We start from the raw sequence: 25,234 nt of genomic DNA, 5'->3' as shown, positions 1-25,234 counted from the left end.
TCAAGCTACATCAGCACTGATTTCCCCTATGGGCCTACTACTTAGAGTTTTCTCTCTATTGCCTAGTTTGCTTCTGGATGTATATCAAGTAAAATTCATTTTAACAAAAAAGCGACATTTCTCCAATGACAGAAATGTCACTCCTATAAACTCTTTAATGATATCTTTCTAGATCCTCGGCCCATTCATTATCTAAACTAACGATTAACTTCTCATTACCAAACATCCTCGCCATCATTTTTGCTTCTTCATACTTTTGTTTGGCTGTATCATAGTCAGTATGAATATAATATTTCCACTCCACCATCAAGACAATCGGTTGCTTTTGGAAATCTCGTGTTTTCTGCCCTATTTTATTTAAGGTCTCAACCGCTCTCTTAAAATAATGAAACAGCCCCATAATTTCTATACAAGTTAAAGAAGCTAACAAGGAATCTCTAAGCAAGTTCAAACAATCGAACTCTATCTTATCAACCTGAGAACTTAATTTGTCATGAAAACAAAGAATGGTTTCATGCTCAGATTCTTTTATCTCACCCACATTTAAACCATCCATTAACTGACAGTTGAAATACAGTCTCAATTTCAACAAGTCCACGGCTTTATATACATCTCTGGATAGTAAGTCTTGAAGACTGTCCTCAATCACACCACTTCCGTATAAAGAATTACTAGTCGCTCTCACTGCATCTATTGCCTGAAGGCAGTCCACTATCATCTTCTCATCACGGGGCAGGTCATCATAAAAACACTCGAAAATCTCATCAAAATATTCTTCCTTTTGTTCTTGCAACTCCTTGTCTCCATAGTCAGGGTGATGTAAAAGAAAGTACTTTAATTCTTGGTAGCGTTTAGGCAGTTCCTTATAATCTGGCATCAAGACATAGGACGGAATTTCTAATCGATCTGCAATATATTCTAGTGTTTTTATCGTCGGGCGAAATTCTCCTTTTTCAATGCGCACTAACTGACGGACTGACAGTTCTGACTCATCTCCACAAAAAACAGGGCGTCTAAGTCCTTTCTCTTCTCTAAGAAGTCTTACCTTTTCCCCTAGCTCATTCATCTCTTACATTTCTCCCTCGCATGATTATAAAAGATTTGATTTTCAAATAAATATATGCGATGATTATACCATTTTTCAAATAGAATTACAAAAAAGAGACAGGATAACTCCTGCCTCTAGGCTGATAACAATTATTTACGGCGTCCTGGTCTTTCTTTGTAGCCATAGTAAGAATCTTCGATGATTTCTTGCATGTGGTCAACCATTGGAAGACGTGGGTTAGCTGGTGAACATTGGTCTTCGTAAGCAAGGAAGGCTAATTCACGTGAATGTTCTTTCCATTCTTTTTCGTCGATACCTTGTGCTTTGAAGTTCATTTGGATACCTACGCGCTCACCAAGTTCGTAGACAGCTTTTGCGTAAGATTCCACACCTTCTTCTGGAGTAGAAGCTGGAAGTCCAAGCATACGAGCGATATCTTGGTATTTTTCATCTGCACGGTAGTAGTTGTACTTAGGCCATGTTGCTGTCTTAGCTGGACGTGTACCGTTGTAGCGGATGACGTATGGAAGCAAGATTGCATTAGTACGACCGTGGATTGTGTGGAATTGGGCACCAATCTTATGTGCCATTGAGTGAGAAATACCTAGGAAGGCATTGGCAAAGGCCATACCAGCGATTGTTGAAGCGTTATGCATTTTCTCACGTGAGTGGAAGTCTGCATTCTTAACTGAGCTTTCAAGGTTTTCGAATACAAGTTTGATAGCTTGAAGTGCAAGACCATCAGTGTAGTCGCTAGCCATTTGTGATACGTAAGCTTCAGTCGCGTGGGTCAATACGTCCATACCAGTGTCCGCAGCAACAAATCCAGGAACTGTCAATACCAAGGCAGGGTCTACGATTGCCACAGTTGGTGTCAATGAGTAGTCAGCGATTGGGTATTTACGGTTATTTGCTTTATCAGAGATAACGGCAAATGGTGTTACTTCAGATCCTGTACCAGATGTTGTTGGGATTGCGATGAATTTAGTCTTCTTACCAAGCAATGGGAATTTGAAGGCACGTTTACGGATATCCATGAATTTTTGTACAAGGTCACGGAAGTCCACTTCTGGTTGTTCGTAGAAGAGCCACATTACTTTAGCAGCATCCATTGGAGATCCACCACCAAGAGCGATGATTGTATCTGGTTTGAAGGCACGCATGATTTCAGTACCACGTTCAACTGTAGTGATATCTGGATCTGGTTCTACATCTGCAAAGATTTGGTAAACCACCTTATTCCGACGAAGATCAAGTTGTTCGATGATACGATCAAGGAAACCAAGCTCTACCATGGCATGGTCAGTAACGATCATGACACGTTCAACGTCACGACATTTTTGAAGGTATTGAATTGAATCACGTTCAAAGTATGTTTTTGAAGGAAGTTTCATCCATTGCATGTTATTTCTCCGTCTTCCGACTTTTTTGATATTCAAAAGGTTAATGGCACTAACGTTATCCCCAACTGAGTTGCGTCCGTAAGAACCACATCCAAGTGTCAATGATGGCAAGAAGGCATTATAAACGTCCCCGATACCACCGAAAGTAGAAGGTGAGTTACAGATAACACGAATAGCTTTAACAGCTTTACCAAATTCTTTAGTCAATTCTTCATCAGCTGTGTGGATGGCTGCTGAGTGCCCAAGACCGTTAAATTCAACCATTTGACGAGCCTTAGTAATACCATCTTCACGGCTTTCAGATTTCAAAACTGCGATTACTGGTGACAATTTTTCACGAGTCAATGGCTCGTTTTCACCAACTTCTTTACATTCTGCAGCAAGAATGTTTGTTCCTTCTGGAACTGTAAATCCTGCTTGCTCTGCAATCCAAGTTGCTGGTTTACCAACAATGTCAGCGTTCAATTTTGCACCAGCACAGTTTTTGCTATTTGCTTTCACGCCGAAGCAGAATTCTTCAAGAAGAGCTTTTTCTTTTTTGTTTACAAAGTAAGTATGATATGATTTGAACTCTGCTACAAATTCATCGTAAATTTCTTTATCAATGATAACCGCTTGCTCTGAGGCACAGACCATACCGTTATCAAACGATTTAGACATGACGATATCGTGTGCTGCTTGACGGATGTTAGCTGATTTTTCAACATAGGCTGGCACGTTTCCGGCACCTACCCCAAGAGCTGGTTTACCACATGAATAAGCCGCCTTAACCATGGCATTACCACCTGTTGCAAGGATTGTCGCAACACCTTCGTGGTTCATAAGCGCACTAGTTGCTTCCATAGATGGTTCAGTGATCCACTGTACGCAGTTTTCAGGAGCTCCTGCTTTAATCGCAGCATCACGAACGATTTGAGCTGCGTGAGCTGATGATTCTTGAGCTGACGGGTGGAAGGCAAAGACAATTGGATTACGTGTCTTCAATGAAATCAATGCCTTAAAGATTGCTGTTGATGTTGGGTTTGTTGTAGGAGTAATACCACAGACAACACCAACCGGTTCAGCGATGAGAGTCAATCCTGTTACATCGTCTTCTTCGATAACGCCAACTGTCTTAGTGTGACGCATGTTGTTTACTACATGTTCACAAGCAAACAAGTTCTTAGTTGCTTTATCTTCAAATACACCACGTCCTGTTTCTTCATAGGCATGTAAAGCCAATTCTCCGTGGGCATCCAAAGCTGCTACTGACGCTTTAGCTACGATGTAGTCAACTTGCTCTTGGTCCAACTTACGCATTTCTTCAAGGGCAACTAGAGCTTTTTGCACCAACCCATCGACATGCTTTTCAGCAGCGAGTTTCTTTTCCTCTGGTGTCATAGTTTTTTTATCAGCCATATTTTCCTCCATAGCTTTCAAGGACTAAATCCTTTGTTAATTTTTTCACAAGTTTATTATAACGCATTATTTCAACTTTGTAAACAGTTTCATAAACATTTCACAAAGAATTTTTGGTTCCTTGTGAAGTTTTTCTCATTATCTTTTCTCCACAAGCTTTTTCTTTAGAGTTTGTGAAATTTATTTCAAAAATTTTTTATTTCACAAACTTGCTTGGAAGAGGAACTTGGAAAGAAAAGGATTTGCAGGTAAGCGCTTACTTAAAGCTTATAACAATACCTCCTTTGATAAGGAGGCCCTATTTTTGTTGAAAAACGCCTTGTTTAAAAGTTCCTTCATAAACGACTTCTTGTTCTGTTGTTAGTTTCCCTTTTCCTTCAGCCTGACCATTTACAAAATCACCTTCGTAGGTCCAGCCTTCTTTAGATTGAAAGGTACCTTTTCCATTGAAGGCTCCATTGCTGAAACCACCTGTATATTGGTCCCCATTTTGGAAAGTAATAGTACCCTGTCCATTCATTTTACCACGGACAAGACTGCCATCGTAAACAATCGTTCCATTATCCAGTTTTAGAACACCTTTTCCAGGAATATTTAGAAAAAAGACGAGTACAGCACAGAAAACAATGGCAACTACTGCTAAAAGCTCTAAACGTGGACGAGTCAGATAGACACGATACTTTTCGTAAAAATTCTTAAGATTTTCCATCTTCACTCTCCCTTTCTAAACGTTCTAACCAAGCCCTGCACCCCTCTTGAACACGTCGATAGGTTTCCTCAAAATCTCCTGTATACCAAGGATCTGGAACACTTTCAGATGCAAATGAGTAAATCTTATCTTGACAGTCTGCTGGACACATCTGACGTAAGTCAGAAACATTTGAAGCATCCATTCCGATAATATAATCAAAAACTTCAAAATCTTCCTTACTAATCTGAAGCGATGTTTTGGCTTTGTCATAGGGAATCTCATATTGTTGAAAAATTCCTTGAGTTCCCTTATGAATCGGATTACCATGTTCCCAAGAGGAAGTCGCTCGACTTTGGATTTCGTAATTATCTGTCATTGATTTCATAACAAACTCAGCCATAGGACTGCGACAAATATTTCCCAGGCAGACAAAGACTAGTTTTTTCATCCCATTTCCTTTCTTTTATAGAAAAACGGGAGTTAGTAGTCCCGTCTTATTTTTCAATTGCGCCTTCTAGTGAAGTTGTTTCTTTCATCGGTAATACTGTCTTGATAGCAGCTAGTTCAAAAGTCAAGTAAACTCCATCTACATCAAGAACGATCGTTCTCTTCTCAGTATCTACTTCATCGACTGTTCCGTAAAGTCCACCGATTGTAATCACTTCATAGCCTTTTTGTAGTTTATTTAAGCTTTCCATACGTTTTTGTGCTTGTTTCTTTTGAGAGCGTTGCATAAAGAACATCAAGCCCAACATCGCTACAAGCATAATTAAAAATGTATAATTTGGATTCATTTTCTTCTCCTTTGTCTTTTACATAGGACTACTATATCAAATTTCAGCTACTTTTACAAGATTGTACCTTGCTTTTCTAGTAAGAAAAACCAGAGCTCGCGCCCTGATTTTTAGAATTATTTCAAATTTTGAACGACTTTTACAAGATTTTCTACAGTAAAGCCATATTCTGCCAATACTTTTGGTGCTGGTGCAGAGGCTCCGAAGGTATCAATACCGAGAACAACACCATCGAGACCAACATATTTGTACCAGTTTTGAGTTGCACCCATTTCGACTGCAACACGACGGCGAACTGCATTTGGAAGAATTTCTTCCTTGTATGCTGCATCTTGTTTATCAAAGACATCTGTAGATGGCATGCTGACTACGCGGACTTTTTCGCCTTGACTAGCCAATTCTTTAGCAGCTGAGACAGCTAGATTGACTTCTGAACCTGTCGCAATCAAGATGGTATCAAAGTCTGCTTCATTTTCATAGACAACATAAGCACCTTTAGCAACCTTGTCGAAGTCTGTTCCCTCTTCAACAGTCAAGTTTTGACGTGTCAAGACAAGAGCAGTTGGTGTTTTCTCACTTGTCACTGCAAGGTACCAAGCTGCTTGAGTTTCACGCGCATCTGCTGGACGGAAAACATTTAGATTTGGCATAGCACGGAGACCTGCTAAGTGTTCAACTGGTTCGTGTGTTGGCCCATCTTCCCCAACTGCAATAGAATCATGGGTAAAGACATAGGTCACAGGAAGTCCTTGCAAGGCTGACAAACGGACAGCTGCCTTCACATAGTCAGAGAAGACGAAGAAAGTTCCACCGTATACACGAAGTCCACCGTGAAGGGCCATCCCGTTCAAGATAGTTCCCATTGCAAATTCACGAACACCAAACTGAATGTTACGGTTCAAGCGATTGGCGTCGTCTTGAAGTCCGTCAGTCTTGATATAAGTCATGTTTGAGTGAGCTAAGTCAGCTGATCCACCCAAGAAGGTTGGCAACTTAGCCGCCACAACGTTCAAGGCATCTTGGCTTGAATTACGAGTTGCTTGAGAGAAGCCATTTTCTAAAGCTGGGAAGTCTGCTGGAGTCACTTCAACTGGATCGCGTCCGTCGATGATGGCTTCTACTTCTGCAGCTAGTTCTGGGTGAGCTTCTTTATAATCTGCAACTAATTTTGTCCAAGCTTCATAAGCTGATGCACCACGGTCTGAAACATGTTCTTTGAAATCAGCGTAAACTTGTTCTGGAATTTCAAATGGTTCGTAGTCCCAACCAAGAGCCTGACGAGTTGCTGCAGTTTCATCTGCTCCAAGAGGAGCCCCATGTACGGCATTAGTTCCTTGTTTGTTTGGAGAACCGTATCCAATAACCGTCTTCACTTCAATCAAAGATGGTTTGCCTGAAGCTTTAGCTGTTTCGATAGCAGCATGGATTGCTTCCAAGTCTGTTCCATCTTCTACCAAGGCAGTATGCCAACCGTAGGCATTGTAACGGTCACGAACGCTTTCTGTAAAGGAATCCTTTGTCTCACCATCCAAGTTGATGTCATTTGAATCATAAAGGACAACCAACTTATCTAGTTTTTGCAAGCCTGCGTACGAAGCTGCCTCGCTTGAGACACCTTCCATCAAGTCTCCGTCTCCACAGATAACATAAGTATAGTGGTCAAAGATATTGTAGCCTTCGCGGTTATATTTGGCTGCCAAGAAACGTTCTGCTTGGGCAAAACCAGTGGCAGTTGAAATCCCTTGACCTAAAGGACCTGTTGTAGCATCAATTCCTGCTGTATGGCCAAATTCTGGGTGACCAGGTGTTTTTGAACCCCATTGACGGAAGCTCTTAATCTCATCCATGCTGACATCTTCAAAACCAGAAAGGTGAAGAAGAGCATAAAGGAGCATTGAACCATGACCTGCTGAAAGAATAAAGCGGTCGCGGTTAATCCAGTTTGGTTGAGCTGGATTGATACGAAGTTGTTTTGTAAAGAGGCTGTAAGCCATCGGAGCTGCTCCCATAACCACACCTGGGTGACCTGAGTTGGCTTTGTTGATAGCGTCAATACCTAGGAAACGAATTGCATTAACAGATAGATTTGACATAGAATTTCCTTTCTATTTGAGGTGATTAGTGAATCACACATTCTATTTTACTATTATATGAAAAAATACATAGAATAGCAATTAAACAATTCGACGTAAATAAGTATTCTATTTGCTATCCTCTAGTCGCCTGATAGTAGGGAAGTAAGCGTTCATAAGCACCTTCTAATTTTTCTAAAATCACTTCTAATGATTGATTTTCAATAAAAGAAACATCTGCCTTAACTAAAACTTTTCGGACTTCCTGACTCCTCAACTTCTCACGTAAAGTACGACGATTTTCTTCGTTCGCCTCCCACCGTTGACTTTGACCATCTGAGTAGGCTAGATAATAAATCCCTTCAACGGTTGAAATTTCTAAAGCTTTAGCCTGCTTGCCCAGAGTTTGCTCATCCTTCTTACGCTCGATGAAACTGACTTCTAGTGATACTCCAAAATCTGAAGGGCTCCCATATAAACGTAAAGCCAGCATAGGTTCTGTCACTTGTCCGTCTCTCTGTAGATAAACCCAAAAATGTGGTCGCAAACGCTGGGCCTGATTCATCCACTGGCTAGTCTGTTGGAGTTGCCATTCTGGATGGCTTGCTTGGAAAGCTTTGGCCAATTCTGTAAAAGCCTTTCGGGCCTCTTGGCCTTTGTGGCGTAATTCCAGCATCTTCTCCCGTTCTTCTCCTGATTTATCAGGATTACGGTACTGCAAATCTGCAAAGTCTAGATAGTCTCTTATCTTATTCAACATCCGTTTAACTTCCTCTAACTAGCAAAAAATCAGGATAAACCTGATTTTACTTATTCTGTATCTACGACAACATAACGATTTGGCTCATCACCCTCAGAGTAACTAGTCACGCCATCCATACGTGAAATAATACGATGAATAATCTTGCGTTCACTATTTGACATAGGATCTGTTTGATGACTACGTCCTTCTTCTAAAACACGAGCCGCCAATTTTTGCGCATAGGTCTGCAAGACTTCTGCACGGTGTTCAACATAATCATTGACATTAATAGTAATGTAGAAGGTTCTTGAATAGCGGTTATAAAGATAATTTTGAGCCAATAACTGCAAGGCTTTCAATACTTTACCATGATAACCGATAATACGCCCTGGCTCATTTGTATCAATTTGTAAATTGATGCTACGACGGTTATAATCATTTGAAATCGTCGCCTCAACGTCCATATCATCAATGATTGTCTGGACATAAGTCGTTACTTCCGTAGCTACTTGTTCAATATCAAAACTCGGTTCCACCTTTAAGTCTAAATCTTCGATAAATTGACTAGAAGGTTCTTCTGTGTCGAAAACTGACTCAGAAGCAGAAACAGTTTCATCTGTTCTCTCTTCTAGTTGTAATTCATTTAGAATCTCAATATGTCCAGTTTCTTCTAAAATGGTGTTAGCATGTTTTTCATTTTTCAAGATTTCAGCCTTGACTTCATCAGAAACCCCTTGGCCTTCTTCTTCAATCTTTTTAATCGCTTCTACAACATGACCCAAATCAACGGTTGCTTCACTGACCGTTTTGACCGGTTCATTTTGTTCATTGATTTCTTTAGGAACACCCTTAATAGCTTGTTGATTTGCTTTAATGACAGTTGTTTCACTAATAGCATCGATATCCACTTGGGCTGGTTTTTTACCAAATAAACCAAGAAAGCCATTTTTTTCACGAGAAATGACTTTGATGTGAGCCTTCATTCTTGGAATATCTAATTCTTTCAATCCTTTCTGGATTGCTTCTTCAACAGTTGAACCTGTAAATACTACCATTACCAGATTCCTCCTTATTATTTCGTTTTCTGAGCCTTTTTCTTGGCTTTTCTTTTTCTATTTTCCAAATCTTTTTGTGCCTGTACTACGGCCTCGCGCTCTGCAATAATCTTGAATGGATTGTTCAAGAAATAGGTTTGCAAGACTTGATAAGCATTGGACACTGCCCAGTAGAGAGCGACTCCGCTCGGAGCATAAACCCCAAAGATAAAGATTAAGACTGGAATCCCGTACATCATCGCAGTCGTAGCGCCATTACGCTCAGACAAGGCTTTGTTGGACAGCCAAGTACTTAAAAAGGTGAATACTGCTGCTAAAATCGGAAGAACAAGGGTTGTATCCACACCACCAAGGTTAATCCATAAGAAATGACCTGTCTTTAAAAAGTCAACTCTTGATAGAGCTTGGAACAAGGCCAAAATCACCGGCATCTGAATCAAAATCGGCCAAAGAGAATCTGACTGTCTGACACCCATTTCTTTAAAGACTTTACGCATTTCTTGCTCTAGCTTGGTTCTGCTTTCCATATCTCGACCCGGATATTGTTCTCGAAGCGCCTTAATGCGAGGTTGAGCTTCCTGCATTTTTCTGGATGCCACCATTTGCACTTGGAAAACTGGCAAGAGGACTGTACGAATCAAGATCGTAAAGAGAATAATCCCTACTCCGATACTGATATCAAACGATAAAAAGCGAATGATTTCCGCAAAGAAGTAAACAAATTTACTCCAAAAATCAGCCGATTCGGCTGTAATATCGCTAGTTGCCCCATTTGTCGCACAAGCTGTCATGATCAATAGGGACAGTCCTAGCAAACTAGTCAACTGTAGTTTCTTTTTCACTCCCATTTCCTTCCTGGTAAATCTTTGATAATTTTAATACGTGGAGTAGGTTTTTCTCCATCTCTGCGTATCCCAAGGTTTCGACTCCTTTTCGAGCAATGACAACAAAATCGACATCTTCTACCAGACTCCCTTTTGCATTCTGGATAATATGTCTAATTCGTCGCTTAATTTGATTTCTAGTGACGGCATTCCCAAGTTTTTTGCTAACTGATAGACCTACTCGAAAATGTTTTTTCTGGTTTTCCAATTGGTAGACAACAAATTTGCGGTTAGCAAAACTTGTCCCCTCCTTGAAAATCGCCTTAAAATCTTTCTCTCTTTTTACACGAAAGTTTTTCTTCAAAACTCAACTCCATCTATTAAATTACTACTATTATACCATATTTTTCAAAAAAACCAATCATAGCAAGGTTTTGGACAATTTCACCATAAAAAGAAGCTGGAAAAATCTCTTTCCCAACTCCTTGTACGGAATATTTTTACTAGTTTTACTTATTTTTTCAAGCGTTCAACGTCACGGGCAATGACCAATTCTTCATCAGTTGGAATAACCAAAACACGGATCTTCGCTGCCTCTGTTGAGATGTCTCCTGTCACACCAAATACGTTCTTTTCTGGATCAACATCACAGCCAAACCAAGAGATACCTGAGATAACATCTTCACGTACATTTGCTGCATTTTCACCGATACCTGCAGTAAAGATAATAGCATCTGCTCCATTTAGGACCGCAAGGTATTGACCGATATGTTTTTGGATACGGTCAACATACATTTCATAAGCCAAAGTGGCATCGTGGTCCCCTTCTTCCATAGCAGCAATCACATCACGCATATCACTGGATTTACCTGAAACCCCCATTAGTCCTGATTCACGATTAAGGATGTGACTAATGTCTTCAGGAGTATTAAAGTCCTCTGTATATTGTATTAAGTAAGGAATGATAGCTGGGTCAATATCTCCTGTACGAGTTCCCATCATCACACCACCAAGTGGAGTGAATCCCATTGAAGTATCAACAGATTGACCGCCCTTAACTGCTGTAATAGAAGCACCATTACCGATGTGGCAAGTAATCAATTTTAAATCTTCTAATGGACGTCCCAAGAGTTTTGCTGCTTCTCCTGCTACAAACTGGTGACTTGTACCGTGGGCACCATATTTACGAACCTTGTTTTCTGTGTAATATTTTGTTGGTAGAGGGTAGCGATAAGCTTTCTCTGGCATACTTGTGTGGAATGAAGTATCAAAAACAACTACACTGGTAATGTCTGGCAACAATTCCTTGAAGGCACGAACACCTGCTGCATTGGCTGGATTGTGGAGAGGAGCCAACAAGCTCAACTCTTCAACTTTTTCTAAAACATCTCCCTCAACGACTGTTGATTCTTTGAAATATTCTCCACCTGCAACAACACGGTGTCCAACACCTGTAATCTCGTCATAAGCCTTGATAATATCGAAACGAATCAAATCATCCAATAAAATTTTAACAGCTTGTGTATGATTTTCGATATCCAAAATTTGTTGTTCAGAACGGCCATCAAATTTTACAGTTGAAATTGAATCTTTCAAACCGATACGTTCAATCAACCCTTTCGCCAATACTTTTTCTTCTGGCATTAAGTATAATTGCCATTTCAAACTTGAACTTCCCGCATTGATTGCAATTGTTTTTGTCATAACATGATACCCCTTTTTAAGCGTTTTCATCTATTATAACAAAATCTATTTTATATTTCAGTACCTTGAGTCCATTTTTGAAAATTTTCTTTAAATTTCATTAAAACACTCGCATCTTGCAAGCTAGAAAGTGGATAAATAAAAGGCTCCACTTCTATTTCACTTTTCTTCTGTAGGATAAAAATAGTCTTAGACTGTTTGGCATTGGCAAAGAGATTTTCAGGCAGACTAATCATGGCAACCAGACTCGCATCCTCTTTCAACCACCCTTTCAACAAATCACTCTGAGGACTGGTCAACAAATCACTCGGAGCGAGAAAAATAGCGTATCCATCTGACTTGAGATACTTAAGTCCTTGTTCCATGAGCAAGTGATGGGCGTAAGTATGTTCTTGGCTAGAAGCAACTTGATGACGCGACGCAACGGCGTCATCAGGATAATATCCAACAGGCAAGTCGCTGATGACCACATCACTTTCTTTGAGCATTTGTGGACGAACGGCATCTCCTTGGACAAAGCCAGCCTGCAAACCAATTACATCTGCCATGCTAGCTGCCAAATCAATCAACAAATCATCCACTTCCATTCCCAAATAATCCACCTTTTTATCAAGCGAGGTCAAGAAAGTAGCACCCAGAATTCCCATCCCAGAACCCATTTCGAGGATCGTAATCTCCTCCTCTTTAAACAACTCTTCCACAATAAACACCAAAAGTAAAGCAATAGCATCCGGTGTAAACTGGTGATTGGCCTGTAGGGGCTCTGTCTGCCCAGCCTTCATCAAGAGAAACTGGTAGGTCTTGAGCCATTCTTCTTTGCGTAGTGCTAGACGCTTAAGGGCTTGATTGTTCTCTCGGACCTGTTCTAGCTCAGTTTCACCATCCAGATAGATGCTGTTTTGCTCCACCAAGGCGTCATAAAAGTTGGTCGCCAAATCACTTTGGATGACTTGGACATTCTCTAGTAAATACGTATAAGCTTGTTCAATTTTTTCAAAATCCATATTCCTATCTTATCAAATTTCCCTTCTTTTTTCCATCCTTATAGAAAAATCACTCCCTGACTAGGCGAGTGATTTTTGGGCTACTGTTAAAAAGAGTTCTGAGTAATTTCCTTGAAACAGGTCTTCAGCGCTATAGAGAATCTGACTATGCACAGATGAAAAACCATGCTCAATTAGCTGTTTTTCCAGTTCAGCTAAATCAAATCCATGATGATTAGCCTCTATCTTGGTAAAATCAGCAAGTAAAAGTTGTCCATCTTCCTTCAAATGTTGATGAAACAGTGAAAGAGCCTCATCCAAATCAGGCATATGGTGAAGAACCCGACTGACAACAATCAGATCAAACTCTTGCTCCATAGGATTTTTCAGTAAATCTTGCTCCAAAAACTGGATATTCTTGATGTCTTGCTGTTCCGCTTTCAAACGAGCTTGCTCCAGCATTTTCTCAGAAATGTCTACAAGAGTGACAGACTTAGCCTGCTTGGCTAGGGGCAAGGCTAATAGACCCGTCCCACCACCGAAATCCAAAATTTCTTTGTCTGATAGAAGATCAATCTGTTTCTCGACCGCTTGACATACCAAGTTTGCAAGAAAGATATTTTTAGGGGAATCAAAAGTTTCTGCTTTGTGGTTAAAATCATGTTTCATATTTTTAGTTTAGCACAAAGTAGCTTGATTGGCTAGGAATTCTCTTTATTTTCAGGCTTCTCTTCTGATTTTTTCTTCTCTGCTTTTTCGCTTGAATCGGTCGCTACCTTTTCCTTTTTCTCTATTTTCTCTTCTTTGATTTTGACTGAAGGAAACAGAAACTCATATTGACTCTTAGGCGTGCGAACCCTTGTCACCAAGTTTGTTTTCTTATTTTGATAACTCACCTGACCTAGATTAAAGACCTGTTCCCCACTTTCCTTATCAACCTTATCTTTGGTTCGCTTGGCCATAGCAAAAGCGATTAACTTTTCTTTATTTAAAGCATAGTCTCGATGGTGGGCGACTTGTCGGTTCAAGTAAAATTGTAACAAAAGACTAAAGATGGCTGCCATGGTGACTGCATAGAGGAGAACACCTGCCTTAACTTTTTTCTTTTTCCACACGATAGATGAATTCCCTTTCTAAGCCTTTTTGAAACTGGAAACGAAAGCGAACCAGTTGATTATCCTCTGTAATCTGAGCTGATTTGAGGCCATAAACCATAGGCTGATAACCTCGTCCACTGGCATCTGTTTTCCGAAAATCATCCGATTTAGACTTGCCTATCGCAATTTCCTTGCCATCCTGCTTCATATAGAGGCGATTGCCTTCCACTTTTTCAAACTGCGAACGGTCTAATTCTGCCTCCAACTGGTCCACAAACAAGAGCCACTCCTTTTGCTCGCTTTGTTGCTGGTAGCGAACTTCTGAAATGAGGAGCTGACTCATAGCTTGAAAGAGGAGTAAGCTTCCACTGATAACAATAAGGGCAATCAGGGATTCCAACAAGGTGAAAGCCTTGACTTTATGGTTCTTTGATAGCCAACAACTGTTCTGAACCATGGTAAACCTCCAATCCTTTTTCACTAGAAAACACCTGAATCTCAACTCCGTTTATGTTTACCTGATTTTGACCTGTTTGCAAGGCCATCTTAGCTACCCTCAAGACTTCTTCCTTTTGCAAGATTTTTGCTTCTTCTTGCCTATTTTTCTGAATTTGTCCCAAAAGGAGAGTCGCAATGCTGGCAAAGATAGCTAAAGCAACTACTGCTTCCAGCAAAATCACCGCCCTAATTTTTTGTTTCCTTAATGCGTTTAATTTTTCCATTTCCTAGATATAACTGATAGCGAATCGCTCCTTTGCTGGTCTGAAATTCAACCTTAGCCAGGGACGAATTGCCCCCAGCTCGGTCAAATGTGATACTTTGTCCCGATGGTGCTTGAATTCCTTTAGGAACTGTCAACTTTTGACTGCCATTGCTAATGGTCTGCCCATCTAAGTTCAGACTAGTCTTTTGCTGACTGGCTACACTGCGTTTTTGAGTTTCCCGATAGAGTTCTTCAAACTCCATAAAGAAAATCTGCTCCTCTACCGCTGCAAAAGTGGACTGAACAGAGCCGGATAAGCCAAAGGCAAGGATACTCACCAGTCCCAAAACTAAGAGACTTTCAAGCATGGTAAAGGCCTTAATCTGCAACGGTTTGACTGGTATTTTGTTTAGCATGGTATTCTTTATAAGCTTTAGCCTGTTCTTCTGTGATTCGCCCATCTGCTTGTAACTTGCTTAGACTAGCATCTTCATTTTTATCCAAGCTATAAAGTTCTGCCTGGCTTTCTACCACCTTCACAACAGCTGCTTTTCCTTTGTCGTTAACTGCTTCTTTTTGCTTGGTCAAATTAGGTACAAAGAGCAAGAGAAGTACGCTGATAATCAGCAAGACCACCAACATTTCCACAAGTGTAAAAGCTTTAACCTTAGCTTTTTTCAAGAATGTCATCATTTTTTTCATGTTAAAAATTTACCTCCATATTTTGATACATGGGCATGAGCATTGCCGCATAAAGTAAAACGATAATCAAAGCCACAAAGATAAAGACCAGTGGCTGCACTAAGTTCATGGTGCGATTGACTCGAGTAAAAAAGGCTTCCCAAGTTTTTTCAGCATAGATTTCCAACTCACTCCCCAGCTTGGACTTGACTTCCCCATACTCGATAATGAGACTCAACTCTTTCTTAAAGAAAGGATAGGTTGCTATAGTTTGAGAAAATTCCCGGCCATTTTGTAGGGATTGAGCTAAGTCTTGACCGATTTCTTTAAAGAGCTGGGAACCTTGTTCCTGCATCATTTGAAAAATCTGCGTCAACTCCATCCCTTGAGAAATCATATTACCCCATTCACGCGCATAATAGGCTGTCAAATAAGTCTGAACAAAGATTCCAAGGAAGGGAAGACGCGCTAAGATAGAAAAGACACGCATTTTGGAACTTCTTTTATAGAAAGTTAGTGCTAAAAGGGCAAGTATGGAAACAAACCCCACCATTCCTAGAAAGATTTGTGGCAGATTTCCAATGATTTGGGTGGCAATATTGCTACTATCCAGTTGTGGTAGTAGATAGTTCCGTAGCCCCAGCATAATTAAGAAAAGAAAACCCAGCAAAATCAAGGGATAGGTCGCTACTTCAATTAATTTTTTCTTGACCTTGGTCAGATTGTCCAGATACTCTTCTATCTTTCCTAAACTAAGGTGGAGATTCCCATGAACTTCAGCTAGGGATAACTGAGTGACAATGGCACTTGAAAAACCCAAACTTTCCATCATTTCTGAGAATGATTTCCCCTGAGACAAACCTGTACGCATCTGGGTCACACACTGCTTGTCCAACAAAGCACTCCTATCTAAAAATGAGATAGTCTCCACTAGATGAAAACCGCTGGAAAAGAGATTGTTAAACAAGGTGATGATATTTTTTTGCTTAGCTGTAGCTAATTTTTTCCGTTTCAGCCTGAAGACTTGTGATATGTCCATCTTTAAGAAGCTGGTCAATCTGTTCATTCCAGCTAGTTGGCTGGTGTTCTTGATAGTCTTTGTTTGCAAAGTCAACAATTCCTCCTCCCCCGATTAATCTCTGGTAACAAACACCTTGCAGAACGACTGCCAATTCCTCCTCACTCACACCCAACTCCAGCAGGCGCTCATAAACACCTCGAATGCTCTTGGCATGGATGGTTGAAAAGACTGTCGCCCCTGTCAAACTGGCTCTAACAACTGCACGCGCCGTCTCGCTGTCCCGAATTTCTCCGATAATCAAGAGATCTGGCCGATGACGCAAGGAAAGTTTGATGAGATTTTCATAGGTCAACCCGATTGCTTCGTTCAACTGCAACTGAAGCATGTCGTCCTGCTTGATTTCTACAGGATCTTCGATGGACATAACTTGCTGTCCTTTAAAGAGTAACTTGGCCAATTCATGCATCAAGGTCGTCTTACCACTGCCGACTGGACCAGCAAAGAGATAGAGACCACGTTGCCTATACTGCTTGCCAAGTTCTTCAATATCCTGAAACCAAAAATGCAAATCCTGCTCCTCATCATGCAACAAGCGAATCACCAAACTCTCCTGCCCTCGATAATCGCCTACAGTAGATAGACGTAGGGACGCCATCTTCTGGTCATATTCATAATCACAGGAACCAAGTTGACTACGTCGCTTTTCTCCCACATTCATACCCGCCACAAACTTAAAGTGACTAATAACGGCCGCAAACTTTTCAAAATCATAGCTACCAATTTTACAGCGCTCGTCTCCTACCCTCATATGAAGCTCATAATCGTCTAACTTAGGAACAAAATAAATATCCTGCGCCCCTTTTTTCCGAGCCGAACGAATGATTTCTTGTGCAATTTCTTGAACCATACTTACCTCCTCACCTATACTATTCGCAAAGATTTGGGAAAAATAAAAAAAGCAACTCCAAAAAAGTTACTTTTTCTCTATTTTAATTTCATACGGCAAGAACGGTGCCTTTCCTTACCTGTTTGTTTTTCATAGCCTGGACGTAATTTTTCATCTGGGATAACCTGCTCATCCTGTAAAAGAGCCAAAGAATGGTATTGTTGTAAATAGTCATCACATTCATCACACCAGCGTTGGTCTTCCGGATCCCAAAAAATGGTCATCAAGTCACTTCTACTTTTATAAAGAGGGGATTCTTGTTCCAATCTAAACCAGCAAGTTTTATAGTATTTGAGAGCATCATAATACTGGTCAAATTTTCTACTTGCTACAATATCTTCTTCCCAACCTTCTAAGAACCACCACGGTTCAAAATCTCCGTACATTTCTATAACACGATACATATTCATTCATTCCTTTGTACCGTATATTATAACCAATTCCGCTAAACAAGGAAAGAAATATGCTCATTTCTTAATTTTTTGATAAAAAATCCAGCCATCTGATGGATGACTGAATTTCTATTCGCTTATGTTTCAAAATCTTTTTACTACCTAGGCTTCAGAAATATCGTTTTCAATAATGACTTTGATTGCATGGTGGTCTGCTGCCTTACTGAAGACTTCATAGGCTTTTTCAATTTCACTTAGTTTGAAATAGTGAGTTACCAATTTTTCTGGTTCAATCTTATGACTTTCAAGAGCTTTCAACAATTGTGGAGTGGTATTTGTAGATACCAAACCAGTTGTTACATTGATGTTGCGAATCCAAAGTTTGTCCAAATCGAATTCAACTGGTTTACCATGTACACCACAGTTGGCAACTGTTCCGTCTATACCGATAATCTTTTGACAGAAATCAAATGTTGTAGGAATACCGACAGCTTCGATAGCGACATCCACACCACGACCATCTGTCAAATCATAAATTTCTTTAATGGCTTTTTCAGGGTCTGAAGAATTAACTTTATGAGTCGCACCAAATGATAAAGCAGTTTCCAAGCGGTTATCGTCTAAGTCCACCATAATCAATTTGGCTGGTGAGTAAAACTGAGCTGTCAAGAGAGCAGCCAATCCAACAGGTCCTGAACCAATAATGGCTACACTACAACCAGGTTCTACTTTCCCTTTCAAGACACCAATTTCATACCCAGTAGGCAAAATGTCTGATAACATAACCAAGGCTTCATCTGACAAGTCTTCTGGAGTATGGTAAAGAGTATTATCTGCATGAGGGACACGTAGATATTCAGCCTGCATACCATCAATTAAGTGACCGAAAATCCAGCCCCCTTCGTCTTCACAATGGGCATAAATTCCTTTTTTACAGTAGTAGCATTTACCACAGGCACAGACACAAGAAATCAAGACCTTGTCGCCTTTTTTGAAGTTCGAAACTCCTTCTCCAACTTCTTCAACAATCCCAATCCCTTCGTGACCAAGAATGGTACCACTTTGGCAAGCGGGAACATCCCCTTTGATAATATGGAGGTCTGTTCCACAAATAGTGGTTTTTACGATACGCACAATAGCGTCTGTTGGCTTGCGAACAACTGGTTTGTCAACGTCAACAAAAGAAGCAAGTCCTGGTTTAACATAAGTATAGGCTTTCATAAAGCATTCCTCCGTTTTTTTATTTGTACTATTTACAATATAATTGTAAGCCTTTTCGTTTGTTTCTTCAAGTATTTTTGTGATTTTTTTAACTTTTTTATTTACCGGTAAAGTAATATAGATAAAAAAGCAGAAGCTAGTCTGCTTTCATCCTTAACAAAGAGAAATTTCACTACTCCAGAAGAACTTTCGATTAACATAAAACGACTAAACAAAAATGATATTACTGATAAATGGAGAATATTCTTCTATATCATTAATAAACTAGGACGTCAAAAACAATAGAATTTTCAGGGAATTTCTATTCTAAAATCACGAATAATCTCTGCAATATTATCTAGATTGCAATATATATTAGACATTTTACTAACAATTTTTATAATAGCTTTTATCTTTAAGAGCACAATAACGGCCTTGCTTCTCTCTTAACGAGATTCAAGACCGTTATATAATATTTTTATTTTATAGCTCTACCTTCTACTATTTGGTTGTGTAGATGATGAACTTGATGTACTGCTAGAACTACTACTTGAACTTGGCGTAGATGAGAAACTACCAATAATACTTGACCAAGCATTTTGATAATCTGCTTCACTTCCTCCAATAGCAAAGTGATAGCTAGTCGTAGGAGCTCCCGCCTTATTAGCCCAATAGCTCGTTACAGTAGCCCCTGAAAGATCCACTGTTTTTCCATTAACGGATACTTTGCCTGGCTTCTGTCCTGTAGATCTGAGGACCTGAGATTGGGTCACACTAGAATCAAGATTAAAGCGTTCATTGCCCCAAACACCAGGCTCAGCCTGTTGGATAGCATTGACCAAGTAAGCCATATATTTGGCATTTCGATAATGTCCAGCCCCCTTAGCCATTGGGCGGTTGTCATCATGCCCTAGCCAACCACCTAGAGTCAATCTTGGTGTTGACAGCATGAGCCACATATTTTCATCTTCATTGGTTGTACCAGTCTTACCAATCCAGTCTGCACGAGCTAAGCTTGAATTGATAGAAGCCAAATCCGTTTGGAAACTTGAAGTGATTCGAGATGAAATCACCTCACGAAGCAAACTCTGCATAATTGTTGCCGTTGCCTTCGAGTACACTTGAACTGGCTTGTCTTGAAATTCATAGATTACTCTACCATCAGATGATTCAATCTTAGAAATCACATGTTTCTGATGGTAGACACCGTTATTGGCAATTGTTTGATAACCATTGGTATGCTGGGCGACTGTGACTTCAATACCGCCGCCCATAGGCAGACTTTCGATACCGTACTCTGGAATCTCGTAACCCATTTTCTCCATATAGCTCTTAACATCGACACCTTTTTCACGAAGCATGCGATAGGTCCAATAGGCTGGAATATTCCATGAATAGTTTAAAGCATCACCCAAATTGACCATATCTGTGCCTTTACTACTACCATGCACAATCGGACTACCATTTGCAAAATTTGTAGGATAATTTGACAATATGCTAGCACTTCCCATCAAACCTTGGTCAATGGCAATTCCGTAGGCCAGCAAAGGCTTGGTTGTAGAGGCTGGCGAACGCTTGGTATCAAAGGCGTGATTGTTTTGGTTAGTCTGGTAATTACGACCACCAACAAAGCCTAGAACAGCCCCCGTTTTATTGTCCATCAAAACATTCCCTACTTCAGGTTGCCCAGTCGAATCATCTACTAAATGACCATAGTTCGCAACTGCATTTTGCATGGCCGCATGGATTTTTTTATTGATCGTTGTAGTGATTTTGTAGCCACCATTACTTAGTTCCTGCTCAGCTCTCTCATGATAAGCCTTTCGAATCGCTTCATTTTTCAACTCTTGGTTAGAGACATTGTCCTGTCGAACTAAATAATCATACATACGGTCTGTCGCTTCAGCCATAGCTGTAAAGTAGAGATAATCCCTCGAAACAACATTGACAGTTCCTGATGGCAAGAAGTCTTGTTTGAGATTATAGTCCTTGTACTGGTCGTATTCTTCCTGAGTCAGAGCACCCGTACGGTACATGTTGTAGAGAACATCCTTGGCCCGCTTCAAACCAAGTTCTAAGTCTTCATCACTCTTTAACTCTCCAGTATTTTCATAAGGGGAATAAGTAATCGGACTCTGTGGCAAACCTGCTAGGAAGGCAGCTTGGGGAATACTCAGCTTGTTAGCATCGATACCGAAAATCCCTTCAGCAGCTTGCTGGGCACCTGCAATATTCTGCCCTTTATGATTTCGACCAAAGGGAGCAACATTGAGATAAGTAGTCAAGATTTCATCCTTGCTCATGCTGCGTTCCAAGGCAAGGGCATCAACAATTTCTGTAGCCTTACGAGCCAAAGTCGGAGCATCTCCAACCACTTGTTGTTTGATTAACTGTTGGGTCAAGGTCGAGCCCCCACTAGATGAGCCCAAACCTGCAAAGGTTCCCAAAGTCGCCCGAATCACAGCTTTTGGTACAACCCCATTATGTTCAAGAAAATGTTCGTCCTCAGTTGCAACGATAGCCTTTTTGAGATTGTCCGATATTTCCTCAGATGAAACAGAAGTTCGCAGTAGGTCGCTCTCGATAGAAGCAATGACACTCCCATCTGCATAAACAATTTCTGAGATGGAAGAAATATTTTTAACCTGCTTGACCAAGTCCTCCGATTGGGGAACCTTAGCCTTGTCAAACAAAGCAACTCCATAACCAAGAGCTACACCTGCACCAAAAAGTCCACCGATAAAGCCTAGAATAAAGAGAGTATTCAGAATGCCCTTAATAGCAACTAAAATGCTACCTAGGATAGCCAGAACTTTCCCACCTGTCCCATCCGACTTCTTCACTTCTGAGACTTTCTCTGATTTTCTATGATTTATTTTTGATTTTACTCGCTGGAAAAATTCCAGCATTTTTCGTTTTAATTCATTTAATTGATTTTGCATGGATTTCCTCACTGTAACTATTATACCATAAAAGGTAAACTTTCAATAAAATAGCTACTTTCTTCCTTATTCTACTAGGCTATTGCCCGAGTTTGTGATACAATAGGTAGAAACAATATTTTATAAAGGAGAAAAGACACATGCACATTTTTGATGAGCTAAAAGAGCGTGGTTTGATTTTTCAAACGACTGATGAAGAAGCTTTGCGTAAAGCCCTAGAAGAAGGTCAAGTTTCTTATTATACTGGCTACGATCCAACTGCTGACAGCCTTCACCTAGGCCACCTTGTCGCAATCTTGACAAGTCGTCGCTTGCAACTAGCAGGTCACAAACCTTATGCGCTCGTTGGCGGTGCTACAGGTCTCATCGGAGATCCGTCCTTCAAAGATGCTGAACGTAGTCTCCAAACAAAAGACACAGTAGATGGCTGGGTCAAGTCTATCCAAGGACAACTTTCTCGTTTTCTTGACTTTGAAAATGGGGAAAATAAAGCTGTCATGGTCAACAACTACGACTGGTTTGGCAGCATCAGCTTCATTGACTTCCTCCGTGATATCGGAAAATACTTCACTGTCAACTACATGATGAGTAAAGAGTCTGTTAAAAAACGGATCGAAACAGGAATTTCTTACACTGAGTTTGCTTACCAAATCATGCAAGGTTACGACTTCTTCGTCCTTAACCAAGACCACAATGTGACGCTACAAATCGGTGGTTCTGACCAGTGGGGAAATATGACAGCTGGTACTGAATTGCTTCGTCGTAAGGCTGATAAAACTGGTCACGTTATCACTGTTCCGCTTATCACAGATGCAACTGGTAAGAAATTTGGTAAATCTGAAGGAAACGCTGTTTGGCTCAACCCTGAAAAGACTTCTCCATACGAAATGTACCAATTCTGGATGAACGTGATGGACGCTGACGCTGTTCGTTTCTTGAAGATTTTTACTTTCTTGTCATTAGACGAGATTGAAGACATCCGTAAACAATTCGAAGCAGCACCACACGAACGTTTGGCTCAAAAAGTCCTCGCTCGTGAAGTAGTAACACTTGTACATGGAGAAGAAGCTTACAAAGAAGCCCTCAACATCACTGAGCAACTCTTTGCAGGAAACATCAAAAACCTTTCTGTTAAAGAGCTCAAACAAGGACTTCGTGGAGTGCCAAACTACCAAGTACAAGCAGACGAAAACCACAATATCGTGGAACTGCTCGTCTCATCTGGTGTAGTAAACTCAAAACGCCAAGCCCGTGAAGACGTCCAAAACGGAGCTATCTACGTAAATGGCGACCGTATCCAAGACCTTGACTATGTCTTGAGTGACGCAGATAAGTTAGAGAATGAACTGACTGTTATCCGTCGTGGTAAGAAAAAATACTTTGTATTGACTTACTAAATTGTTCAACATTTACCTATAAACAAAGGAGTTAACCTCGATAAAGGTAACTCCTTTTTGCTGTTAACAACTCTCATCTATCTATTTTTAATAGACAGGCTACGCAGTACAATGCGCAAGGTTGTTAGATTATGTAAGATAGAGAGATTTGAAGGACTGAGCCAATTAAACAAGCCAAAGCCAATCAAACTACTATTTACGACAACGGTATCTTGAATATTCTTCTTGATGAGTGTTTGCAAAGATGATGATAGCCAATCCAACTCTTGGAAGAAATCCAAACGATTATCTAACAATAAGATATCACTCATCTGCTTAGAAATATCTGCACTCTCATTCATCACCACACCGATATCTGATAGGGTTAGAGCCGCTGAGTCATTCAATCCATCTCCAACCATCAAAATAGTGTGACCTGCTTTCTGCAGTTCCTCTACTAGCTCAAATTTCCCATCAGGTTTCAAGTCTGTATAGACCTGATCAAAGGGCAAATCTTTGACTAATTCCTCTGTTCTAACCAGGGTGTCCCCTGTTGCCAGAATCAATTTTTTCCCTTGTGCCTTAAGTTTCTCCAAGGCTGCTTTTGCTTCTTTTCTCAACGGAGTATGAATACAGAACATTCCAATCAATTCATTCTGATAAGCCAAGAATAAGAGATTATAGTGACTCTTGTACTCTTCAATTAAAGCATTTTGTTCTGAATTGATATGAATTTGCTCATCCTGCATCAAGACATAATTTCCAATAAGAACTGGTTGCCCATCTATATGAGATTTAATCCCCTTGCTTGCGATATATTGGAGTTTCCCATGCATTTCCTCATGTTCAATTCCCTCTATCTCAGCTTGCTTGACGATGGCATTAGCAATAGGATGATAAATGTGTTCCTCAAGACAGGCACTGATTCTGAGAATATCTTCCTCACTATAGTCCCCAAAAGGTAACACCTTTTCAACTATAGGATAACTAGTTGTGATTGTTCCCGTCTTATCAAACAAGAAAGTATCAACTTCCAGATATTTCTCCAGAATATCTCCATCCTTAATCACCATTTCACGATTCAACCCCTCCTTGATAGCTGTTAAATAAGCTACAGGAGTAGAGATTTTCAAAGCGCAGGAGAAATCGACCAATAGGAAAGAAATAGCCTTAGAAAAAGAACCTGTCAATAGGTAAGTCAGCCCAGCCCCCAAGAAATTATATTTGACGACCTTATCCGCCATCTTGATGAAATAGCGTTGTTTCGTTTTCTTGTTTTCTTCAGATTTCTTCATCAACTCAATCAGTTGTAAAATCCGGCTGTTCATCTGATTATCGGTTACACGAATGCGTAACTCTCCAGTTTCTAATACTGTATTTGCACAAACTAAATCAGACTCTCTTTTTTCAACTGGAAAACTCTCTCCCGTCAAGGAACTTTCGTTGACCATACCTAAACCTGAAACTACTTGTCCATCAAACAGAATTTCATTTCCTTGAGATAGGACCAAGACATCTCCTATTTGAACATCGGAACTCTTGATACTAACAACCGTATCGCCCTGTACTAAGAATACGTCGCTCTCTTTTGCAAGAAGGCTTTGTTCTAAATCTGTTGCAGTTTTTTTCAAGGACCACTGATCTAAATGATTCCCCAAATCAAGCATAAACATGATATTGCTAGCTGTCTTGGATTGGTTCATAAACAAGGACAATAAAATCGCCGAACAGTCCAAGACCTCCATCGTTAGTTCCTTACGCGCTAGTGTTTGATAGGCTTCTCTAATATAGCCAAAAGCCTGATAACAAGTCCATATATAGCGAATAGGGTACGGCACAAAACTACGAAAAAGTATACGCTTAATCGCTGCACCTGAAACAATAGAATAAGCACTCTCTTCTCTACGAATGGGAAGAGTCATCAACTCAGAAACTTTCCCTTTATCAATTCTTTTTAAAAAGGCTTCTGCATTATCTAATACAGAAAAGCCTTCTTTTATACGTAGAGTAAAGTGCTGTTGATCCATGTAAAACTGGATAGACTCAATCCCCTTTTCATCTCTAGCCAAGGAACGAAGATAGTCTTGAATATCCAAGGTGAGTGAAAAAGAAGATGATAGTCGGATATGTTGGTATCCTCTATGTAGCACTTTAAAAGACAT

At 40.2% G+C, this 25,234-nt stretch carries 25 protein-coding genes; 1 reads left to right on the top strand and 24 read right to left on the bottom strand.

Features of this window, described 5'->3' with window-relative positions; genetic code table 11:
• Window positions 1-154: 154 nt before the first annotated feature.
• The 23 genes from KUA57_RS05150 to pbp1b all read right to left on the bottom strand — a co-directional run bounded on the left by KUA57_RS05150 (window position 155) and on the right by pbp1b (window position 21,696).
• Window positions 155-1,066, bottom strand: a complete 912-nt coding sequence (locus KUA57_RS05150) for a helix-turn-helix domain-containing protein (RefSeq protein ID WP_218493774.1) — start codon at window positions 1,064-1,066, stop codon at window positions 155-157.
• Window positions 1,067-1,197: 131 nt separating this feature from the next.
• Window positions 1,198-3,849: a bifunctional acetaldehyde-CoA/alcohol dehydrogenase gene (gene adhE, locus KUA57_RS05145; RefSeq protein WP_218493773.1), complete on the bottom strand. Its 2,652-nt coding sequence runs from the start codon at window positions 3,847-3,849 to the stop codon at window positions 1,198-1,200.
• 298 nt (window positions 3,850-4,147) lie between these two features.
• Window positions 4,148-4,558 (bottom strand): MORN repeat-containing protein, encoded by a 411-nt coding sequence (locus KUA57_RS05140; protein ID WP_084925436.1) that lies wholly within the window; start codon window positions 4,556-4,558, stop codon window positions 4,148-4,150.
• Complete coding sequence (locus tag KUA57_RS05135) at window positions 4,545-4,988, bottom strand: low molecular weight protein-tyrosine-phosphatase (RefSeq protein ID WP_084925438.1); 444 nt, start codon at window positions 4,986-4,988, stop codon at window positions 4,545-4,547. The genes KUA57_RS05140 and KUA57_RS05135 overlap by 14 nt, the downstream gene beginning before the upstream one ends.
• Window positions 4,989-5,034: 46 nt before the next feature.
• On the bottom strand, window positions 5,035-5,334 hold the full coding sequence (gene yajC / locus KUA57_RS05130) for a preprotein translocase subunit YajC (RefSeq protein WP_084925440.1): 300 nt from the start codon (window positions 5,332-5,334) through the stop codon (window positions 5,035-5,037).
• Between the two features lie 116 nt (window positions 5,335-5,450).
• Window positions 5,451-7,427 (bottom strand): transketolase, encoded by a 1,977-nt coding sequence (gene tkt, locus KUA57_RS05125; RefSeq protein WP_218493772.1) that lies wholly within the window; start codon window positions 7,425-7,427, stop codon window positions 5,451-5,453.
• A gap of 115 nt (window positions 7,428-7,542) precedes the next feature.
• Complete coding sequence (locus KUA57_RS05120) at window positions 7,543-8,166, bottom strand: ribonuclease P (protein ID WP_218493771.1); 624 nt, start codon at window positions 8,164-8,166, stop codon at window positions 7,543-7,545.
• Between the two features lie 50 nt (window positions 8,167-8,216).
• Window positions 8,217-9,203 carry an RNA-binding cell elongation regulator Jag/EloR gene (gene jag, locus KUA57_RS05115; protein ID WP_218493770.1) on the bottom strand — a complete coding sequence of 329 codons (987 nt, stop codon included), beginning with the start codon at window positions 9,201-9,203 and terminating at the stop codon, window positions 8,217-8,219.
• A 17-nt stretch (window positions 9,204-9,220) separates the two neighbouring features.
• Window positions 9,221-10,045 carry a membrane protein insertase YidC gene (locus KUA57_RS05110; protein WP_218493769.1) on the bottom strand — a complete coding sequence of 275 codons (825 nt, stop codon included), beginning with the start codon at window positions 10,043-10,045 and terminating at the stop codon, window positions 9,221-9,223.
• Window positions 10,020-10,391, bottom strand: a complete 372-nt coding sequence (gene rnpA / locus KUA57_RS05105) for a ribonuclease P protein component (RefSeq protein WP_042900234.1) — start codon at window positions 10,389-10,391, stop codon at window positions 10,020-10,022. Before rnpA ends, KUA57_RS05110 begins: the two co-directional genes overlap by 26 nt.
• A 149-nt stretch (window positions 10,392-10,540) precedes the next feature.
• On the bottom strand, window positions 10,541-11,731 hold the full coding sequence (locus tag KUA57_RS05100; RefSeq protein ID WP_218493768.1) for an acetate kinase: 1,191 nt from the start codon (window positions 11,729-11,731) through the stop codon (window positions 10,541-10,543).
• A 50-nt stretch (window positions 11,732-11,781) separates the two neighbouring features.
• The gene (locus tag KUA57_RS05095; protein WP_218493767.1) at window positions 11,782-12,735 is read right to left on the bottom strand and encodes a class I SAM-dependent methyltransferase; all 954 of its coding nucleotides are present in this window, start codon (window positions 12,733-12,735) and stop codon (window positions 11,782-11,784) included.
• 60 nt (window positions 12,736-12,795) lie between these two features.
• The gene (locus KUA57_RS05090; RefSeq protein ID WP_218493766.1) at window positions 12,796-13,383 is read right to left on the bottom strand and encodes a class I SAM-dependent methyltransferase; all 588 of its coding nucleotides are present in this window, start codon (window positions 13,381-13,383) and stop codon (window positions 12,796-12,798) included.
• Window positions 13,384-13,415: 32 nt separating this feature from the next.
• Window positions 13,416-13,829: a competence type IV pilus minor pilin ComGG gene (gene comGG / locus KUA57_RS05085; protein WP_218493765.1), complete on the bottom strand. Its 414-nt coding sequence runs from the start codon at window positions 13,827-13,829 to the stop codon at window positions 13,416-13,418.
• A complete protein-coding gene (gene comGF / locus KUA57_RS05080; protein ID WP_218493764.1) occupies window positions 13,807-14,268 on the bottom strand; it encodes a competence type IV pilus minor pilin ComGF in 462 nt (153 codons plus the stop codon). The genes comGG and comGF overlap by 23 nt, the downstream gene beginning before the upstream one ends.
• Window positions 14,231-14,533 carry a competence type IV pilus minor pilin ComGE gene (comGE, locus tag KUA57_RS05075; RefSeq protein WP_000413380.1) on the bottom strand — a complete coding sequence of 101 codons (303 nt, stop codon included), beginning with the start codon at window positions 14,531-14,533 and terminating at the stop codon, window positions 14,231-14,233. Before comGE ends, comGF begins: the two co-directional genes overlap by 38 nt.
• Window positions 14,496-14,930 (bottom strand): competence type IV pilus minor pilin ComGD, encoded by a 435-nt coding sequence (gene comGD / locus KUA57_RS05070; protein ID WP_218493763.1) that lies wholly within the window; start codon window positions 14,928-14,930, stop codon window positions 14,496-14,498. The genes comGE and comGD overlap by 38 nt, the downstream gene beginning before the upstream one ends.
• Window positions 14,893-15,216, bottom strand: coding sequence for a comG operon protein ComGC (gene comGC / locus KUA57_RS05065; protein ID WP_000738641.1), 324 nt, complete (start codon window positions 15,214-15,216; stop codon window positions 14,893-14,895). Before comGC ends, comGD begins: the two co-directional genes overlap by 38 nt.
• Before the next feature lies 1 nt (window position 15,217).
• Window positions 15,218-16,234: a competence type IV pilus assembly protein ComGB gene (gene comGB / locus KUA57_RS05060; protein WP_218493778.1), complete on the bottom strand. Its 1,017-nt coding sequence runs from the start codon at window positions 16,232-16,234 to the stop codon at window positions 15,218-15,220.
• Window positions 16,182-17,123 (bottom strand): competence type IV pilus ATPase ComGA, encoded by a 942-nt coding sequence (gene comGA, locus KUA57_RS05055; protein ID WP_218493762.1) that lies wholly within the window; start codon window positions 17,121-17,123, stop codon window positions 16,182-16,184. Before comGA ends, comGB begins: the two co-directional genes overlap by 53 nt.
• 77 nt (window positions 17,124-17,200) lie before the next feature.
• A complete protein-coding gene (locus tag KUA57_RS05050) occupies window positions 17,201-17,566 on the bottom strand; it encodes a DUF1033 family protein (RefSeq protein ID WP_004262492.1) in 366 nt (121 codons plus the stop codon).
• Window positions 17,567-17,716: 150 nt separating this feature from the next.
• Window positions 17,717-18,775: a zinc-dependent alcohol dehydrogenase family protein gene (locus KUA57_RS05045; RefSeq protein WP_061864985.1), complete on the bottom strand. Its 1,059-nt coding sequence runs from the start codon at window positions 18,773-18,775 to the stop codon at window positions 17,717-17,719.
• Window positions 18,776-19,245: 470 nt separating this feature from the next.
• Window positions 19,246-21,696 (bottom strand): penicillin-binding protein PBP1B, encoded by a 2,451-nt coding sequence (pbp1b, locus tag KUA57_RS05040; RefSeq protein ID WP_218493761.1) that lies wholly within the window; start codon window positions 21,694-21,696, stop codon window positions 19,246-19,248.
• A gap of 140 nt (window positions 21,697-21,836) precedes the next feature.
• On the opposite strand from pbp1b, the gene tyrS reads away from it, so the two are divergent.
• Window positions 21,837-23,093 carry a tyrosine--tRNA ligase gene (gene tyrS, locus KUA57_RS05035; protein ID WP_000546884.1) on the top strand — a complete coding sequence of 419 codons (1,257 nt, stop codon included), beginning with the start codon at window positions 21,837-21,839 and terminating at the stop codon, window positions 23,091-23,093.
• A 77-nt stretch (window positions 23,094-23,170) separates the two neighbouring features.
• On the opposite strand, the gene KUA57_RS05030 is transcribed toward tyrS, so the two are convergent.
• Entirely contained in the window at window positions 23,171-25,234 is a 2,064-nt protein-coding gene (locus KUA57_RS05030; protein WP_218493760.1) for a heavy metal translocating P-type ATPase, read from the bottom strand.

Origin of the sequence: Streptococcus vulneris (assembly GCF_019218685.1) — a bacterium.
Lineage (GTDB): Bacteria > Bacillota > Bacilli > Lactobacillales > Streptococcaceae > Streptococcus > Streptococcus vulneris.
This window is presented reverse-complemented; position numbering and strand designations above follow the sequence as displayed.

Coding starts and splice junctions, on each gene's coding strand:
- jag (WP_218493770.1), bottom strand. CDS start 9,203: ATGGTAGTATTTACAGGTTCAACTGTTGAAGAAGCAATCCAGAAAGGA.
- KUA57_RS05120 (WP_218493771.1), bottom strand. CDS start 8,166: ATGTTGAATAAGATAAGAGACTATCTAGACTTTGCAGATTTGCAGTAC.
- tkt (WP_218493772.1), bottom strand. CDS start 7,427: ATGTCAAATCTATCTGTTAATGCAATTCGTTTCCTAGGTATTGACGCT.
- comGF (WP_218493764.1), bottom strand. CDS start 14,268: ATGGTTCAGAACAGTTGTTGGCTATCAAAGAACCATAAAGTCAAGGCT.
- comGB (WP_218493778.1), bottom strand. CDS start 16,234: ATGGACATATCACAAGTCTTCAGGCTGAAACGGAAAAAATTAGCTACA.
- adhE (WP_218493773.1), bottom strand. CDS start 3,849: ATGGCTGATAAAAAAACTATGACACCAGAGGAAAAGAAACTCGCTGCT.
- comGD (WP_218493763.1), bottom strand. CDS start 14,930: ATGCTAAACAAAATACCAGTCAAACCGTTGCAGATTAAGGCCTTTACC.
- comGA (WP_218493762.1), bottom strand. CDS start 17,123: ATGGTTCAAGAAATTGCACAAGAAATCATTCGTTCGGCTCGGAAAAAA.
- KUA57_RS05095 (WP_218493767.1), bottom strand. CDS start 12,735: ATGGATTTTGAAAAAATTGAACAAGCTTATACGTATTTACTAGAGAAT.
- comGC (WP_000738641.1), bottom strand. CDS start 15,216: ATGAAAAAAATGATGACATTCTTGAAAAAAGCTAAGGTTAAAGCTTTT.
- KUA57_RS05045 (WP_061864985.1), bottom strand. CDS start 18,775: ATGAAAGCCTATACTTATGTTAAACCAGGACTTGCTTCTTTTGTTGAC.
- KUA57_RS05050 (WP_004262492.1), bottom strand. CDS start 17,566: ATGTATCGTGTTATAGAAATGTACGGAGATTTTGAACCGTGGTGGTTC.
- KUA57_RS05030 (WP_218493760.1), bottom strand. CDS start 25,234: ATGTCTTTTAAAGTGCTACATAGAGGATACCAACATATCCGACTATCA.
- KUA57_RS05090 (WP_218493766.1), bottom strand. CDS start 13,383: ATGAAACATGATTTTAACCACAAAGCAGAAACTTTTGATTCCCCTAAA.
- comGE (WP_000413380.1), bottom strand. CDS start 14,533: ATGGAAAAATTAAACGCATTAAGGAAACAAAAAATTAGGGCGGTGATT.
- KUA57_RS05135 (WP_084925438.1), bottom strand. CDS start 4,988: ATGAAAAAACTAGTCTTTGTCTGCCTGGGAAATATTTGTCGCAGTCCT.
- KUA57_RS05150 (WP_218493774.1), bottom strand. CDS start 1,066: ATGAATGAGCTAGGGGAAAAGGTAAGACTTCTTAGAGAAGAGAAAGGA.
- KUA57_RS05100 (WP_218493768.1), bottom strand. CDS start 11,731: ATGACAAAAACAATTGCAATCAATGCGGGAAGTTCAAGTTTGAAATGG.
- KUA57_RS05140 (WP_084925436.1), bottom strand. CDS start 4,558: ATGGAAAATCTTAAGAATTTTTACGAAAAGTATCGTGTCTATCTGACT.
- tyrS (WP_000546884.1), top strand. CDS start 21,837: ATGCACATTTTTGATGAGCTAAAAGAGCGTGGTTTGATTTTTCAAACG.
- pbp1b (WP_218493761.1), bottom strand. CDS start 21,696: ATGCAAAATCAATTAAATGAATTAAAACGAAAAATGCTGGAATTTTTC.
- yajC (WP_084925440.1), bottom strand. CDS start 5,334: ATGAATCCAAATTATACATTTTTAATTATGCTTGTAGCGATGTTGGGC.